General features: G+C 70.1%; 14 protein-coding genes. 9 read left to right on the top strand and 5 right to left on the bottom strand.

Annotation, left to right across the window (positions count from 1 at the left end; genetic code table 11):
- The first annotated feature begins 116 nt into the window (after nt 1-116).
- Nucleotides 117-2,252: an excinuclease ABC subunit UvrB gene (gene uvrB / locus CEY15_RS02900; RefSeq protein ID WP_095717225.1), complete on the top strand. Its 2,136-nt coding sequence runs from the start codon at nt 117-119 to the stop codon at nt 2,250-2,252.
- 92 nt (nt 2,253-2,344) lie between these two features.
- Nucleotides 2,345-2,794 carry a universal stress protein gene (locus tag CEY15_RS02895; RefSeq protein ID WP_095717224.1) on the top strand — a complete coding sequence of 150 codons (450 nt, stop codon included), beginning with the start codon at nt 2,345-2,347 and terminating at the stop codon, nt 2,792-2,794.
- Nucleotides 2,795-2,845: 51 nt separating this feature from the next.
- On the opposite strand, the gene CEY15_RS02890 is transcribed toward CEY15_RS02895, so the two are convergent.
- The 4 genes from CEY15_RS02890 to CEY15_RS02875 all read right to left on the bottom strand — a co-directional run bounded on the left by CEY15_RS02890 (nt 2,846) and on the right by CEY15_RS02875 (nt 7,714).
- Entirely contained in the window at nt 2,846-3,277 is a 432-nt protein-coding gene (locus CEY15_RS02890) for a DUF732 domain-containing protein (RefSeq protein WP_095717223.1), read from the bottom strand.
- Complete coding sequence (locus CEY15_RS02885) at nt 3,274-5,640, bottom strand: HelD family protein (protein ID WP_095717222.1); 2,367 nt, start codon at nt 5,638-5,640, stop codon at nt 3,274-3,276. The genes CEY15_RS02890 and CEY15_RS02885 overlap by 4 nt, the downstream gene beginning before the upstream one ends.
- Before the next feature lie 162 nt (nt 5,641-5,802).
- A complete protein-coding gene (locus CEY15_RS02880) occupies nt 5,803-6,831 on the bottom strand; it encodes a DoxX family protein (RefSeq protein ID WP_095717221.1) in 1,029 nt (342 codons plus the stop codon).
- Between the two features lie 181 nt (nt 6,832-7,012).
- Nucleotides 7,013-7,714 carry an MBL fold metallo-hydrolase gene (locus CEY15_RS02875; RefSeq protein ID WP_095717220.1) on the bottom strand — a complete coding sequence of 234 codons (702 nt, stop codon included), beginning with the start codon at nt 7,712-7,714 and terminating at the stop codon, nt 7,013-7,015.
- Nucleotides 7,715-7,860: 146 nt separating this feature from the next.
- Between CEY15_RS02875 and uvrA the strand changes: the two genes are divergently transcribed.
- On the top strand, nt 7,861-10,899 hold the full coding sequence (uvrA, locus tag CEY15_RS02870) for an excinuclease ABC subunit UvrA (RefSeq protein ID WP_095717219.1): 3,039 nt from the start codon (nt 7,861-7,863) through the stop codon (nt 10,897-10,899).
- Nucleotides 10,900-10,957: 58 nt separating this feature from the next.
- Here the strand turns inward: uvrA and CEY15_RS02865 are convergent, their stop codons facing one another.
- Nucleotides 10,958-11,368 carry a DUF1844 domain-containing protein gene (locus CEY15_RS02865; protein WP_095717218.1) on the bottom strand — a complete coding sequence of 137 codons (411 nt, stop codon included), beginning with the start codon at nt 11,366-11,368 and terminating at the stop codon, nt 10,958-10,960.
- Nucleotides 11,369-11,685: 317 nt separating this feature from the next.
- Here CEY15_RS02865 and infC point away from each other — a divergent pair, with 317 nt between their 5' ends.
- The 6 genes from infC to pheS all read left to right on the top strand — a co-directional run bounded on the left by infC (nt 11,686) and on the right by pheS (nt 16,739).
- Complete coding sequence (infC, locus tag CEY15_RS02860) at nt 11,686-12,306, top strand: translation initiation factor IF-3 (protein ID WP_095717217.1); 621 nt, start codon at nt 11,686-11,688, stop codon at nt 12,304-12,306.
- A 93-nt stretch (nt 12,307-12,399) separates the two neighbouring features.
- Nucleotides 12,400-12,594 carry a 50S ribosomal protein L35 gene (rpmI, locus tag CEY15_RS02855; protein WP_007630819.1) on the top strand — a complete coding sequence of 65 codons (195 nt, stop codon included), beginning with the start codon at nt 12,400-12,402 and terminating at the stop codon, nt 12,592-12,594.
- 67 nt (nt 12,595-12,661) lie between these two features.
- Nucleotides 12,662-13,042, top strand: a complete 381-nt coding sequence (gene rplT / locus CEY15_RS02850) for a 50S ribosomal protein L20 (RefSeq protein ID WP_095717216.1) — start codon at nt 12,662-12,664, stop codon at nt 13,040-13,042.
- Between the two features lie 11 nt (nt 13,043-13,053).
- Entirely contained in the window at nt 13,054-13,896 is an 843-nt protein-coding gene (locus CEY15_RS02845) for a TrmH family RNA methyltransferase (RefSeq protein WP_095717215.1), read from the top strand.
- The gene (locus CEY15_RS02840) at nt 13,893-15,554 is read left to right on the top strand and encodes an ABC-F family ATP-binding cassette domain-containing protein (RefSeq protein ID WP_095717214.1); all 1,662 of its coding nucleotides are present in this window, start codon (nt 13,893-13,895) and stop codon (nt 15,552-15,554) included. Before CEY15_RS02845 ends, CEY15_RS02840 begins: the two co-directional genes overlap by 4 nt.
- A 129-nt stretch (nt 15,555-15,683) precedes the next feature.
- Nucleotides 15,684-16,739 (top strand): phenylalanine--tRNA ligase subunit alpha, encoded by a 1,056-nt coding sequence (gene pheS, locus CEY15_RS02835; protein WP_095717213.1) that lies wholly within the window; start codon nt 15,684-15,686, stop codon nt 16,737-16,739.
- Nucleotides 16,740-16,774: the final 35 nt, after the last annotated feature.

Genomic DNA, 16,774 nt, shown 5'->3' with positions numbered 1-16,774 from the left:
TCTCCAGACGAGGGCAGCGAGTTGAGGGGAGCTCCAGTGCAGAGTAATAGCAACCTGAGGCGCCGGAGGTCTTTCGTCGAGAGGCGGGGGTGCGCGACGACTCGTAAGCTGGCGGTATGGCTTTCGCGACCGAGATCCCCGACGACGGGATCCCCGCAGACCCGACCGTCCTCTCCTATTCCGAGTTCCGTCCCATCGGGGATGTCGAGCGCACCACCGACCGGTTCGAGGTGGTCAGCGAGTTCGTCCCGTCCGGGGACCAGCCGACGGCGATCGCCGAGCTCACCGAGCGGCTGGGGCGGGGAGAGCGGGACATCGTGCTGCTCGGGGCCACCGGTACCGGTAAGTCCGCCACGACGGCCTGGCTCATCGAGCAGGTCCAACGGCCGACCCTGGTGATGGCCCCCAACAAGACCCTCGCCGCGCAGTTGGCCAACGAGTTGCGGGAGATGCTCCCCAACAACGCCGTCGAGTACTTCGTCTCCTACTACGACTACTACCAACCCGAGGCGTACATCGCCCAGACGGACACCTTCATCGAGAAGGACTCGTCCATCAACGACGACGTGGAGCGGCTCCGGCACTCCGCGACGTCGTCGTTGCTGTCGAGGCGCGACGTCGTCGTCGTCAGTTCGGTCTCGTGCATCTACGGTCTGGGCACACCACAGTCCTACCTGGACAGGTCCGTCTCCCTGGCCGTCGGCCAGGAAGTCGAACGCGACCGGTTGCTGCGGTTGCTGGTGGACGTGCAGTACGAGCGCAACGACGTCTCGATGACACGCGGGACGTTCCGCGCCAAGGGTGACACGGTCGACATCATCCCCACCTACGAGGAGCTCGCCGTGCGCATCGAGTTCTTCGGTGACGAGGTCGACGCCCTCTACTACATCCATCCCCTGACCGGAGACGTCGTCCGGAAGGTCGACGAGGTACGGATCTTCCCCGCGACGCACTACGTCGCCGGACCCGACCGCATGGCCAGGGCCATCGCCTCGATCGAGGAGGAACTGGAGGTGCGGCTGGCGGAGCTGGAGAACCAGGGCAAACTCCTGGAGGCCCAACGACTGCGGATGCGCACCTCGTACGACATCGAGATGATGCAGCAGGTCGGATTCTGTTCCGGCATCGAGAACTACTCGCGGCACATCGACGGTCGCGCAGCGGGCAGCTCCCCGGCCACGTTGATCGACTACTTCCCCGAGGACTTCCTCACGGTCATCGACGAGTCCCATGTGACCGTTCCCCAGATCGGCGCGATGTTCGAGGGCGACGCCTCCCGCAAGCGCAATCTCGTGGACTTCGGTTTCCGGCTCCCGTCAGCGCTCGACAACCGACCGCTCACCTGGGAGGAGTTCTCCGACCGGGTCGGTCAGACCGTGTACCTGTCGGCCACCCCCGGCGCATACGAGATGGGACGGACGGGGGGCGAGTTCGTCGAACAGGTCATCCGTCCCACCGGGCTGGTGGACCCCAAGATCGTCGTCAAGCCCACCAAGGGGCAGATCGACGATCTCCTCGGTGAGATCCGCGCCCGGGCCGATCGCGACGAGCGGGTGCTGGTGACCACCCTGACCAAGAAGATGTCCGAGGACCTCACGGACTACCTGTTGGAACTCGGTGTGCGTGTGCGCTACCTGCACTCGGAGATCGACACCCTGCAACGGGTGGAGCTGCTCCGCGACCTGCGACGCGGCGAGTACGACGTCCTGGTGGGCATCAACCTGCTCCGGGAGGGACTCGACCTCCCCGAGGTCTCGCTGGTGGCGATCCTCGACGCCGACAAGCAGGGTTTCCTCCGGTCGGCCACCTCGCTCATCCAGACCATCGGCCGTGCGGCCCGCAACGTCTCCGGCGAGGTCCACATGTACGCGGACTCCGTCACCGAGGCGATGCGACAGGCCATCGAGGAGACCGACCGTCGACGCGAGAAGCAGGTCGCGTACAACACCGAGCACGGCATCGACCCGCAGCCCCTGCGGCGCAAGATCGCCGACATCCTCGACAGGGTCGGGGAGGACAAGGACGGGGAGTCGTCCTCCGATCCGCGGGACCGCCCCGAGCTCGTGGGTGCACGGGCGGCGGGGGAGTCGGCGCGGCCACGGAAGGAACTCGAGAAGCTCATCGGGGAGATGACCGAGCAGATGATGTCGGCGGCCACGGACCTACGGTTCGAGTTGGCGGGACGGCTCCGGGACGAGATCGCCGAGCTGCGCAAAGAGCTCAAGGGGATGCGCGAGGCGGGAATCGACTGACCCGTCACTGTGACGTCGCGCGCTTACCGGGCACGGCGGGGACCCACGCGCACTACGCTGGGTAGAACTTGTTGCCGACGAGAGGAAGAGAATTGAGCGCCTACAAGAAGGTGGTCGTGGGTACGGACGGCTCGGAGTCGTCCTACCGGGCCGTCGATCGTGCCGCGTCGCTTGCCGCCGACGAGTCCGCGACCCTCGTGATCGCCTGCGCCTACGTGCCCGCCGATCCGCGTTCGGTCAGCCAGGCCGCCGATCAGCTGGGCGACGACGCCTATCAGATCCGCGGTGACAACCCGGCCGAGGACATCGTCCGGACCGCCAGGGACCGGGCGGTCGCCGCAGGGGCGTCGACGGTCGAGGCGCGCACCGTCAAGGGCGCGCCGGTCGAATCGCTCATCAAGCTGGCCGACGAGGTGGACGCGGATCTGCTCGTCGTGGGGAACAAGGGCCTCAACTCGCTGACCGGCCGGCTCCTGGGGTCGGTGCCCGCGGATGCGGCCCGCCGGGCCGTCTGCGACGTGCTCATCGTCCACACGACCTGAGCCGGCGGGCGACCCGGGTCCGGGCGACCCGGATCGGTGAACCGGGGAGCGTCAACCGCAGAGGTGGGCCCGGCTCGCATCGATGATGGCCCGGCCCACCTCCGCGGTGTCGCGCTCCGGATCCTGCGCGGCGATCGCGCTGGTGAGCGGGCGGAGGTGATCGAGGATGGTCTCGGTGTCGGACCCGTCGGAGATGCTCCGACAGATCCCTATCCCCACCTCGACGGTGGTGGCCGCGGTCATCTCCGTGGGTAGTCCGAACGCCGTCAGGTCGTCGAGGAAATCCTGCTCGCTGCCGTTCCTGGCAGGGCCTCTCGGGCCGACGGCGGCGGGCCCCCCGGCCTCGGCCTCGGCGCCCTGACCGGTGGTCTCCGCCCTCACGGTCCGGTCGGTCGCCTCCTCCGCGGGCCCGCAACCGCCGCCCACCGCGAGGACCGCGCACAACGCCACGGCGGCCGGGATCCGCACCGCGTGGTCGCTCATGCGCTGAGCTCCTCTGTGTCGTCGGAGACGGACTCGCGGATCCGTGAGAGCAGTGGCCCGAACCGACCGGGCTGGACGAGGACCAGTTCCTGGGTGGCGCGGGTGGCCCCCACGTACAGATCCTGGAGCCCCTGCGGCGAACGTCCGAGGACGTGCTCCGGATCGACCACCACCACCACGTCGAACTCGAGTCCCTTGGCCAGGGCCAGGGGGAGGACCGAGGCGTCGGGGCGCGCCGCGATCACGGCGTCCCTGAGGGCGGCGATCCCGGGGGCGTTCTCGTGCCCGAGGTCATCGGGGAGGAGCACGGCCACGGCCCGGTCCTCCGGCACGAGGGAGACCTCGTCGGCCACCACCCGGCCCACCGAGCCCGTGTCGGTCTCGAGCCACGCGACAGGCCGTCGTCCCGCACGTACCGGGCGCGGCGAGGTCGCCCCCGGGTCGATCTGCGCGAGCAGCTGTTCCGCGACCGCGGAGACGGTCTCCGGGGTGCGGTAGTTGACGGTGAGCTCGCAGAGGACCCACCGGTCGTCCACGTACGGCGAGAGCGCGTCCTCCCACGAGTCGATGCCCGCAGGGCTGGAGGTCTGGGCGACGTCCCCGACGAGGGTCATCCAGCGATTGGGGGAGCGGCGCATCAGCGCGCGCCACGCCATGGCGGACAGCTCCTGCGCCTCGTCGACGATCACGTGACCGAACGCCCACGTCCGATCCGCGCCGGCACGATCCGCGACGGTGAGGTCCGAGTCCGCACTGTGCCGCCGGGCGAGCGACTCCGCGTCGACCACGTCGTACGCCATGAGGACCTCCGGGTCCAGGTCGTCCTCGATGTCCTGGACCGCCGACCCGGTGAGGATCTCGAGCGCCTCCTCCGCCTGACGGACCTGTTCGGCCCAGGCTCGGTCCGCCTCGTTGCCCTCCTCGGTGGGGTCCTCGCCCAGCAGTTCGGCGAGTTCGTCGAGGAGCGGGACGTCGGCCACCGAGAACGCCCCACCGTCGGCGCGGAAGAGGGCCTCCTGGTCCTCGGCCACATAGTCGCCGGCCGCCTCGGAGATCCGCTCGCGGCTGGAGAACAGGTCGGCCAACAATTGCTCCGGCCGCAGGGTGGGCCACCACTCGTCGATCGCGGCGAGGACCTCGGGCGCGCGTTCGACCTCGGTGCGCAGCGCGGCCCGGTCCTCCGCGTCCAGCAGCGGCCGGGCGGGGTCCCCGAGATCCCCGACCCCGTCGCCCTCGGGGGACCAGGCGGCGTCCTCCGCGTGCCCGACGGGATCGGTCAGGGACGCCACGTACTGCTCCGTGAGAGCGTCGATGATCCTCGCCGCGAACGTGGAACGCGCCTGGTTGTGCGGTCGCCGCGTCATCCGGGCCCGGCCGCGGGCGGCGCGGACCACGTCGGGCGTGAGGACGAGGTCGTGTCCCTCGCACCGCACCACCACGTCCGCCCCCGGGGCGAACTGGCGGGCGCGGACGGCGGCCTTGAGGATGTCGACCATGTCCGCCGAGCCCTTGACCTCCTCGCCGCGGAGAGTCTCCGAACCGGTGGCACGGACCCCGGGGTAGAGGTCGGCGAGTGTGCGCAGGACGACTCCCGACTCGCCGAGCGACGGCAGGACGCGTGCGATGTAGTCGAGGAACCGCGCGTTGGGCCCCACGATGAGCACTCCGCTGCGGTCGAGCCTCCGGCGGTGCGTGTAGAGCAGGTAGGCCGCACGGTGAAGGGCCACGGCGGTCTTCCCCGTCCCCGGCCCGCCCTGGACCACCAGGACACCGGCGTGGGGGTTGCGGATGATCTCGTCCTGCTCGCGTTGGATGGTCGCGACGATGTCCGTCATGTGAGCGGAGCGCGCGCTGTCCAGGGCTTCGATCAGGGCGGATTCCCCCACGACGTCGTCGTGATCCTCCGGCACCTCACCGTCGACGGGTGCGGTGAGGTACTCGTCGTGGACCCCGATGACCCTCCTGCCGATCGTGCGGAGATGACGACGACGGTGTGCGCCCTCGGGGCGGGCGGTGGTGGCCAGATAGAACGGGCGGCTGTGGTCCGCGCGCCAGTCCAGCAGGAGCGGGGTGAGGTCCTCGTCGTCGTCCCTCAGTCCCACGCGCCCGATCCTCCGGACCTCTCCGTCCTCCATGTCCAGCCGACCGAAGTACAGGCCCAGGTTGGCGGCGTTGAACGCCGCCAGCTCCGACGAATAGAGCCGCGCGAACGACTCCCGCTCCGATCGCGCCTGAGGAGTTCCCCCCGTGCCCCGGAGGACGGCGTCGAGGCGGGCCCGGGTGTCGGCCCGGAGTTCCTCGAGACGATCGAGGAGACGGCCGAGGTGGCGCTGTTCCTCGTCGACGGCGTCGTGTCCCGTCATGCGCGCTCCTCTCGGGTGGGGACTGCGCATCGGGTGGGTGTACCGCGCAGTGCAGGACAACCAGGCTACCGGGTCTCGCGCAGGGCCCACCGACGCCGACGACCCCGCCCGTGGGGGCGGGGTCGTCGACTTCCGGTGCGCGGGCACCGGGGGAGCGGATCGTCAGGGCCGGATGGCGGCCGCGGCCTTGCTCCGGGCGCGGTCACTCGTCTTCTTGGCGGTGGTGACCTTCTTCCGGGCGTCCTTCCGGGCCTTCTTCTTGGCCGACTCGACGGACTTTCGGAGGTCCTTGGTGTCCACCTTGTCGGCGCGCGCGGCGGCGACCTCCCGGACGTGGGCCGCGCGGTCGCGGGCGACCTCGCGGGTCTCCGCGGCCTGTTCGGCGGCGACGTGGGCGGCGACGCCGGCCTGGTCCCTCACCTGGGCGGCGATCGGGGCGGCCTGCTTGCGTGCCGCCGCGGTCCGCTCACGGAGGAGCTCGGCGACCTCCGGGGCCTTCGCCCGGACCACGTCCGCGACGCCGGACGCCTGACCACGGACCTGGTCGGCGACCTCGGGGGCCTTCTCGCGGACGGTGTCCGCGACTTCGGGGGCCTTGTCCTTCACGGAGTCGGCGACACCGCGGGCGTGGTCGGCCACGTTGTGGGCGACCCCCGCGATCGCGGCGCCGGCGGCCACGGACTCGGCCTTGGCGCCGGGCAGCTTGGCCGAGACCTTGTCCCCGGCCTTGCGGGCACGCCACGTCAGGCCCGGCTGGCCGGCGGTGTCGACCGACGCGAGCAGGAGCGCACCGAGCAGGGCGACGTCGGTCGCCAGACCGGTGGTCTTGCGGCTCTTGGCGGCGGGGTCGGACTCCGCCCAGAAGTCGTTGCGGGTGACGGTCGTGGGCAGGTGCGACGCCGTGAGGGCGAGGGCCGACAGGCGGGGGGCCTTGCCGAGCGCGAACAGCACACCGGCACCGACCTTGACTCCCGCGAGAGCCTTGACCAGGGTCTCGGTGTCCTTGGTGACCGGCGGCACGGAGGTCGTCACGTGCTCGTTGACGGCCTGCTCGCCCTTCTCCACCAGGGGTGCGGCCTTGTCCACGAGCGGGGCCGCCTTGGCCACATGGGCCTGCGGATTGCGTAGCGTCTCCACGCCGTCGATGACGAACACCGTGGCGAGCATGGGTCGTGCGAGTCGTCGGATCATCGTTCCTCCTGGGAATTGGGATGCGTGGTCGAACCTAGTGAAAACCCCGGCCCGGCGCCTCCGGTCGGAGGATCGTCCCCCGCCACGGACCCTACGGACCTGTGTGATGCGCTGGGACGATCAGCTGTGACGGGGGCCGGATAACGATTCTGATCGGCCGGTCGGTCGGTGCCGTCGGGCGTCACCAGCCGCGCTCTCGCCACGTGCCGAGGTTCGGACGCTCGGCCCCGAGCGTGGTGTCGTCCCCGTGCCCGGGGTGGACTACCACGTCGTCCTCGAGCACGGCGAAGACCCGGGACTCGAGGTCGTCCATGAGGGTGTCGAACTGCTCCCGGGTGCCCGTCTTGCCCGGTCCGCCGGGGAAGAGGGAGTCCCCGGGGAACAGGTGGGTCCCCTCCTCGGTGCGGAGGAGGAGCCCGATGCCGTCCGGGGTGTGACCCCGCAGGCCGATCACCCCGAGGCGCAGGTCCCCCACGACGAGCTCGTCACCGTGGGAGACGTGGCGGTCGGTCGGTACGTGGATGTCCCCGGCGTCACCGGGTGAGGCGATGGTGGTGAGGCCGAGGGCCTCGACGGTCTCCGACAGGCCGATCCAGTGGTCGGCGTGCAGGTGGGTCGTGACCACCTCTCTCACCCCGGGGGCGTGCGCCTGCAGGTGCGCGATGAGCTGGGGGGCGTCGTTCGCGGCGTCGACGAGGAGTGCCGCGCCCGTCGAGACGGACTCGATCACGTAGACGTTGTTGTCCATCTCCCCGACGGAGATCTTGGACAACCGGGCCGGGCCGACGGTCCAGCGCTCACCGGTCAGGCGGCCACCCAGGCGGCCGGAGTAGCCCTCGGTGAGGGTGATGTGCTCGGGGACGGACTCGGTGGGATTCGACATAATTGCAGGCTACTGGCGGCGACGGCGGTTCGGGGTGGTAAGCGTGTCGGGGTTCGTTGGTACCTTCGTCTGCGGGACGGCGGCCATGCGGCGCGCACGGCCACCGCCACGGGTCCGTGGCGACATCCCCCTCGGAAGGAGTACCCATGGTGGACCGTCTGGTCGTCCGCGGCGCACGGGAACACAACCTCAAGGGCGTGGACATCGACGTCCCGCGCGACTCCCTGATCGTCTTCACGGGTTTGTCGGGCTCCGGCAAGTCCTCGTTGGCCTTCGACACCATCTTCGCCGAGGGGCAGCGTCGGTACGTCGAATCCCTCTCCTCCTACGCGCGCATGTTCCTCGGTCAGATGGACAAGCCGGACGTCGACTTCATCGAGGGACTCTCCCCGGCGGTGTCGATCGACCAGAAGTCCACCAACCGGAACCCCCGGTCGACGGTGGGCACCATCACTGAGGTCTACGACTACCTGCGTCTGCTCTACTCGCGGGCGGGTGTTCCGCACTGTCCGACGTGCGGAGAGGTGATCTCGCGTCAGACCCCTCAGCAGATCGTCGACCAGATCCTCGAGGGGGAGGAGGGCGCCAGGTTCCAGGTGCTGGCGCCGGTCGTGCGCACCCGCAAGGGCGAGTTCGTCGACCTCTTCGCCCAACTCGCGGCCGACGGGTACAACCGCGTGCGGGTGGACGGAGAACTCCACACCCTCGCGGAGCCGCCGACGCTCAAGAAGCAGGAGAAGCACGACATCGAGGTGGTCGTGGACCGCCTCGCCGCCAAACCGTCCTCCCGCCAGCGGCTCACCGATTCCGTCGAGACCGCGCTGGGACTGGCGGACGGGGTGATCGTCATCGACTACGTTGACCTCGACGAGGCCGACCCCGGCCGGCGGCGCCGGTTCTCCGAGCACATGGCCTGCCCCAACGGCCACCCGATCGGGCTCGACGACCTGGAACCCCGCGCGTTCTCCTTCAACTCCCCCTATGGCGCCTGCCCGGTCTGCGACGGGCTCGGCTCGCACCTCGAGGTGGACCCCGACCTGGTGATACCCGATCCCGAGCGGTCGTTGGCGGACGGCGCGATCGCCCCGTGGTCGGGAGGCCAGAGCGCCGACTACTTCCAGCAGTTGCTCTCGGGACTGGCCGACGACCTGGGCTTCGACCTGCGCACCCCCTGGCAGGACCTGCCCGCCAAGGTGCGCAAGGCGGTGCTCGGAGGGGCGTCGACGAAGGTCCGGGTGCGGTACAAGAACCGCTACGGCCGGGTCCGGACCTACGACGCCAAGTTCGAGGGCGTCATGTCGTTCCTCAAACGCCGACTGGAGCAGACGGAGTCGGAGTCGCAGAAGGAGCGCTACCAGGGGTACATGCGGGAGGTGCCGTGCCCCGCCTGTGAGGGGACCCGTCTCAAGCCGGAGATCCTCGCCGTCACGATGACCGGCCCCGGCGGGCGTGACCGGTCGATCGCCGACATCTCCCGGATGTCGGTCGCGGACTGCGCCGAGTTCCTGGACGGCCTCGAACTGGACTCCCGCCAGGCGATGATCGCCGGCCGGGTCCTCAAGGAGATCCAGGCCCGCATGGGTTTCCTCCTCGACGTGGGACTGGACTACCTGTCCCTGGACCGGGTGGCGGGCAGCCTGTCCGGCGGGGAGGCCCAGCGCATCCGGTTGGCCACCCAGATCGGGTCCGGTCTCGCCGGCGTGCTCTACGTGCTCGACGAGCCGTCCATCGGTCTGCACCAGCGGGACAACCGTCGCCTGATCGACACTCTCGTCCGGCTGAGGGACCTGGGGAACACGCTGCTCGTGGTGGAGCACGACGAGGACACCATCCGCGCGGCGGACTGGATCGTGGACATCGGACCCCTGGCCGGCGAACACGGCGGACGGGTGGTGCACTCCGGGGACTACGAGGGGCTGCTGGCCAGCGAGGAGTCGCTCACGGGTGACTACCTGGCGGGGCGGCGGTCGATCGCGGTGCCCGACACGCGGCGTGGACTGAACCCGGAGAAGATCCTCCACGTGCGCGGGGCACGCGAGAACAATCTCAAGAACGTCGACGTGGTGTTCCCGGGCGGTGTGCTGTGTGCCGTCACCGGCGTGTCCGGCTCGGGCAAGTCCACGCTCGTCAACGACATCCTCGCCACCTCGCTGGCCAACCAGCTCAACCGGGCGCGCCAGGTTCCCGGACGGCACTCCCGCATCGACGGGGTGGAGTCGTTCGACAAGCTGGTCCAGGTGGACCAGTCACCGATCGGTCGCACCCCGCGGTCCAACCCGGCCACGTACACCGGGGTGTTCGACAAGATCCGGACGTTGTTCGCGGCGACCACCGAGGCCAAGGTCCGGGGCTACAAGCAGGGGCGGTTCTCGTTCAACGTCAAGGGCGGCCGTTGCGAGGCGTGTCAGGGGGACGGCACGCTCAAGATCGAGATGAACTTCCTGCCGGACGTCTACGTCCCGTGCGAGGTGTGTCACGGCGCCCGGTACAACCGCGAGACCCTCGAGGTGCACTACAAGGGCAAGACCATCGCCGAGGTGCTCGACATGCCCATCGAGGAGGCGTGCGAGTTCTTCGAGCCGATCACCTCGATCCACCGGTACCTCAAGACCCTCTCGCAGGTCGGCCTGGGGTACGTGCGTCTGGGCCAGTCGGCACCCACGCTGTCCGGCGGTGAGGCGCAGCGGGTCAAACTCGCGGCCGAGCTGCAGAAGCGGTCGAGTGGACGGACCGTCTACATCCTCGACGAGCCCACCACGGGTCTGCACTTCGAGGACATCACCAAGCTCCTCCTGGTGATCCAGGGGCTGGTCGACAAGGGCAACACCGTCATCGTGATCGAACACAACCTCGACGTGATCAAGAGCGCCGACTGGGTGATCGACATGGGGCCCGAGGGTGGCGCCGGCGGTGGCGTCGTCGTGGCCGAGGGCACCCCCGAACAGGTCGCGGCGGTGCCGGAGAGTCACACCGGTCGCTTCCTCGCGCAGGTCCTCCCGGTCACGCAGGAGGGCCCGGAGGGATCCCGGACCGTCCCGGCGTCGGTCGGTGGTGCGCCCGCCAAGAAGGCGGCGGCGAGCAAGGCCGCGGCCACGAAGGCGCCCGCGAAGAAGGCGCCCGCGAGGAAGACGGCGGCGGACAAGACCGCGGCCAAGGCGGCACGCAAGGCACGGGCCCTGCGCTGACCCGACGCCGGAGGGTGCGACCGTGGCGTCGCGTACCCCGGCGTCGGGCAGTCGGGGGTCAGTAGACGGGGCCGGTGAACTTCTCGCCAGGACCCTCGCCGGGCTCGTCGGGGAACGCGCTGGCCTCGCGGAACGCGCGCTGCAACCCCTGGAGTCCATCCCGCACCACGCTGGCCTGCGGCCCGAGGTACTCGGCGGACCCGGTCACGAGTCCGGCGAGCGAGGTGATCAGCTTGCGCGATTCGTCGAGGTCGAGATGCGGGCTCGCGGTCGGGTCGTCGTCGGACAGCCCCAGCTTCTCCGCCGCGGCGCTCATCAGCACGACGATCGAGCGGAAGATGATCTCCTGGGCGGGGACGTCGGCGAGTTCGACGATCTCGACCTCGCGGGCGTCGAGATGGTCCTCGAGAGAACTCTCTGCGGTCGCGTCGGCGGCGGGATCTGTGGACGCGGGGTGGTCGGTGTTCATGCCGAACACTGTCCCACGGGCCGGGCGACTCCGGGCGGTCGGACCGGTTTGGGGGTCCCCGGGAATCCTGGTAGAGTTCTGCTCCGACTGTGGGAATCCGCTTCGTGGTGGGTTCCGACGTCCAAGAGGAGCCCGATCTCCCACCATCCGACGCCCTGGGTTGTTTGATGGTCACCACCCCCGACGAGGGGTCTGCGAGCGTATCGCGGAGACGTCTCGTCGACGGGTGAGGAGTGAGAGGCCCCCGGTATCCGTGCCGTGGGGCCTTCTCGGTATCGCCGGTGTGTCCGGTGGTGCCGTGGGTACCTCGAGGGCGGATGCGCGACCGCGCGAGCGGTCGCGGACAGAGCACCATCTACCGAGGAGGGCCCATCAGCGCCGAAGCACGTATCAACGAACGAATCCGTGTCCCCGAAGTCCGACTCGTCGGCCCCGGGGGCGAGCAGGTGGGGATCGTTCGCGTCGAGGATGCACTTCGTCTGGCCCTGGAGGCCGATCTGGACCTCGTCGAGGTCGCGCCCACCGCGCGCCCGCCGGTCTGCAAGATCATGGACTACGGAAAGTTCAAGTACGAGGCGGCGCAGAAAGAGCGCGAGTCGCGGAAGAACCAGCAGCAGACCGTGGTCAAGGAGCAGAAGCTCCGGCCCAAGATCGACACCCATGACTACGAGACCAAGAAGGGGAACGTCGTCCGTTTCCTCGAGAAGGGCTCCAAGGTCAAGGTGACGATCATGTTCCGCGGTCGCGAGCAGTCCCGCCCCGAGCTCGGGTACCGGCTGCTCCAGCGCCTGGCGGACGACATCACCGAATACGGATACGTCGAGACCAGTGCCAAGCAGGACGGCCGCAACATGACCATGGTCGTCGCCCCCCACAAGGGCGCCAAGACCCGGGTCAAGGCGCAGGAGTCGAAGGTCACCGACCCCGCCTCGGAGTAGGACTCCGGCACCACACCGACCACCGGACGCACGTCGTCCGCTCACCCGAGACCCCGCCGGTCTCCGGGACGAACCATGTGAGGAAGACCGATCATGCCGAAGATGAAGACCCACAAGGGCACCGCCAAGCGTTTCCGGAAGACCGGGACGGGCAAGCTCGTGCGCCAGCAGGCCAACCGCCGCCACATCATGGAGAAGAAGCCCACCAAGCGCACCCGTCGTCTCGACGGTCGCACGGACGTCGCCCCGGCCGACGTCCCCCGCATCAAGCGGCTCCTCGGGCTCTGAGCCCTCTCCCATACGTAGTACTTCCGGTCGCCGTGAGGTGACCACCCAGATCAGTGAGGATTGACCAGTGGCACGCGTGAAGAGGGCAGTCAACGCCCAGAAGAAGCGTAGGACCGTACTCGAGTCCACCAAGGGCTACCGCGGGCAGCGTTCGCGGCTGTACCGCAAGGCCAAGGAGCAGATGCTCCACTCGATGACCTACAGCTACCGTGACCGTCGCGCGCGCAAGGGCGACTTCCGGAAGCTGTGGATCACCCGCATCAACGCGGCGGCCCGCGCCAACGACATGACCTACAACCGCTTCGTCCAGGGCCTCAAGCTCGCGGGCGTCGAGGTGGACCGCAAGGTGCTCGCCGACCTGGCCGTCACCGACCCGGCCGCCTTCACGGCGCTCATCGAGGTCGCGCGCAAGGCCCTGCCGGCCGACGTCAACGCGCCGGCTGCCTGACGTCTGCGAATGTGACGCACAGCACCCTGCCCGGGGAGGGCACCGGACGACCCGCGGATCCGTTCACCGAACGGACACCGCGGGTCGTTTCCGCATCCAAGCTCCACCGCGCGGCCGCCCGACGCAAGGCCGGGCGCTTCCTCGCGGAGGGGGCCAACTCGGTCGAGTCGGCCCTGACGACCGGGGCGGCGATCGAGGTGTTCTGCGGCCCGGACTCGCTCGACCGGTTCGCCACCCTCGTGACCACCGCATCGGCATCCGGGGTCACCGTCTCCGTGGTGACCGACCGTGCGATCAGGGCGCTGTCGGACACCGTCTCGCCCACGGGCATCGTGGCGCTGTGCCGGTCGGTCGTCCGCGGCCCCGGGGACCCGGACGAGGGGTCTGTGCGCCTCGTCGCGGTGGGCCAGGCGCTGGCCGAACCGGGGAACGTCGGCACCCTCATCCGCGTCTCGGACGCACTCGGCGCCGACGCCGTGTGGCTCACCGGGGGCGCGGTGGATCCGGAGAACACCAAGGCGGTCCGCGCCTCCGCCGGCAGCCTCTTCCATCTCCCCGTGGTGCGCGGGATCGCCGAGACGGACCTGGTCGACCGCGCCCACCGGCTGGGCCTCCAGGTCGCGGTGGCCACCGGCGACGGTGAGGTGGACATCGAACACGCCGACGACGTGCTGTCCCGGCCGACCGCGTGGGTCTTCGGAAACGAGGCGCACGGCGTCCCCGACGCGCTGGCCGACGCTGCCGACGTCCGCGTGCGCATCCCCCTCCGCGGGCGGGCCGAGAGCCTGAACATCGTCACCGCGGCCTCGATCTGCCTCCACACCAGCGCGCGCCTGCAGGCCGCCGCCTCGTGACCGCCACCCTCACCGCCCGCGGCCTGGGAGCCTCACGAGGTGCGCGGACCCTGTTCGCCGGTCTCGACCTCGTCGTCGCCGAGGGTGACGTCTGGGGGCTCACCGGACCCAACGGCGCCGGCAAATCGACTCTGCTCCACGCCCTCGCCGGCGCGCCCGACGCCGAGATGTCGGGGACGGTCACCGTCAGCCCACCGCACGCGACGGTGGGGTTCCTCCGTCAGGAGGTGGAGCGCCACGACGACGAGGAGGTGCGCGACTTCCTTCACCGCGCCACCGGGGTCGCCGACGCGCAGGAGCACATGGACGCACTCGCGCTGCAGATGGCGGACTCGGACTCGGCCGCCGACGCCTACGGCGACGCCCTCGAGCGATGGTTGGCCCTCGGCGGTGGAGACCTGGACGAGCGGATCCCGGTGACCGCCGCCCGGCTCGGATTGGACGTCGCCGTTCTGGGTCTGCCGATGTCGGCGCTCTCGGGCGGCCAGGCCGCCCGTGTCACCCTCGCCGCCGTGCTGCTCAGCCAGTACGAGATCCTGCTGTTGGACGAGCCGACCAACGACCTCGACCTGGCGGGGCTCGCGGTGTTGGAGGACTTCATGCGGACCGAGCGGCGTCCGATGGTGGTGGTCAGTCACGACCGTGAGTTCCTGGCCAGGTGTGTGACCGGGATCGTCGAGCTCGACTCGGCCCAGCGGCAGATCACGGTGTTCGACGGAGGATACGAGTCGTATCTCGCCGAGCGCGCGCTGGCGCGGCAGCGGGCGCGCGAGGCATACGAGGAGTACGCGGGCCGGGTCGGTCAGCTCAAGGACCGCATGCAGACCCAGAAGACGTGGCTCGACAAGGGCGTCCGCAACACCATGCGCAAGTCGGGCGGCAAGGATGCCGAGAAGGACAAGCACATCCGCAACCGGGCCGGCCAGCGGTCGGAGAAGCAGGCCGCCAAGATCTACCAGACCGAGCGTGCGATGGAGCGGCTCGACGTGGTGGCCGAACCGCGCAAGGAGTGGCAGCTGCAGATGGAGATCGCGACCGCGCCCCGGTCGGGGTCGGTCGTGGCGGTGTTGTCCGACGCCGTCGTCCGCCGCGGTGACTTCGCGCTCGGTCCGGTGACCCTGCAGATCGACTCGGGGGACCGGGTGCTGATCTCCGGCGCCAACGGGTCCGGCAAATCCACGCTGCTGGGCCTGCTCGCGGGAGATCGGCTCCCGGACACCGGGCGGGTGAGCACGGGAGCCGGCGTCGCGGCGGGTCGCGTCGACCAGGCCCGCGCGGAGTTCGGTGGCCCGGGGCCCCTGCTGGACACGTTCTGCGTGGCCGCGGACCCGGCGGGTCTGGACCCCACCGAGGGTCGGACGGTGCTGGCCAAGTTCGGACTGGGCGGCGAGCACGTCGCCCGGTCGTGCGCGTCCCTGTCCCCGGGGGAGCGGACCAGGGCGGCGCTGGCCCTGCTCCAGCAGCGCGGCGTCAACCTGCTCGTGCTGGACGAGCCCACCAACCACCTGGACCTACCCGCGATCGAGCAGCTCGAGCAGGCCGTGGAGGCCTTCGACGGCACGGTCCTGCTGGTGACCCACGACCGGCGGATGCGCCAGGGTTTCCGGGGGACCCGCGAGCTCGTGGTGGACTCCGGGGCCGTTCACGAGGTGCGTTAGCGGGTGACCCCTCGCGGCGAGGGGGTACGCGCAGGTGGGCCGGGGGGTCCGATCCCGATCGACTAGTCTGTTGCGGGATGCCGCCGGCGGTCGCCGGAGATCGCCGTGACGGGGAGGACGAGAGCACAGGTGAGCGAAGACACGAGCGCTGTCGAGGTGCGGATCGACGAGGAGTCGCTGGCCGGGTACGCGGCGGAGGCCGAGGCGGCGTTCGCCGCCGCCACGGACCTGGACGCCCTGGCCGCCGCCAAGACCGCCCACCTGGGCGACCGCAGCCCGATCGCGCTGGGACGCCGGACCCTCGGGTCGCTGCCCAAGGAGCAGAAGGCCTCCGCCGGAAAGGCCGTCAACGTGGCGCGGGGCAGGGTCCAGCAGGCCTATGACGCCCGCCTCGCCGAGCTGCAGGCGGAGCGTGACGCCGCCGTCCTCGTGGCCGAGACCCTGGACCTGACCGTGCCGTCGGGTCGGGCTCCGGTGGGCGCCCAGCACCCCATCACGATCATCACCGAGCAGGTCGCGGACGTGTTCGTGGCGATGGGCTGGGAGATCACCGAGGGCCCGGAGGTCGAGGCGGAGCACTACAACTTCGACGCCCTGAACTTCCTCCCGGACCACCCCGCGCGCACCCTGCAGGACACCTTCCACATCGCTCCCGAGGGCAGCCGCCAGGTGCTGCGCACCCACACCTCGCCCGTGCAGATCCGGACGATGCTCGATCGGGAGCCGCCGATCTACGTGGCCTGCCCCGGACGGACGTTCCGCACGGACGAGCTCGACGCCACCCACACCCCGGTGTTCCACCAGGTGGAGGGGTTGGCGATCGACAAGGGGCTGACCATGGCGCACCTGCGCGGTGCGCTCGACGCCTTCGCCCGCGCGCTCTTCGGACCGGAGACCCGTACCCGGATGCGGCCCAACTACTTCCCGTTCACGGAGCCCTCTGCCGAGGTCGACGTGTGGTTCCCGCGGAAGAAGGGCGGCGCGGGCTGGGTCGAGTGGGGCGGGTGCGGGATGGTCCACCCCAACGTGCTGACCGCCTGCGGCATCGACCCGGAGGTCTACTCGGGGTTCGCGTTCGGCATGGGCCTCGAGCGCACCCTGCAGTTCCGCAACGGACTGTCCGACATGCGGGACATGGTCGAGGGGGACGTGCGGTTCTCGCTGCCCTTCGGCATCCGCGCCTGACCCACCGCCCCTTCCACCCGAGAAGAACAAGGACC

Source organism: Dietzia natronolimnaea, assembly GCF_002289575.1.
In the GTDB taxonomy this organism is placed as follows: domain Bacteria; phylum Actinomycetota; class Actinomycetes; order Mycobacteriales; family Mycobacteriaceae; genus Dietzia; species Dietzia natronolimnaea_A.
Note: the sequence above shows the minus strand (reverse complement) of the source record. Positions and strands in the feature narration are given on the sequence as shown.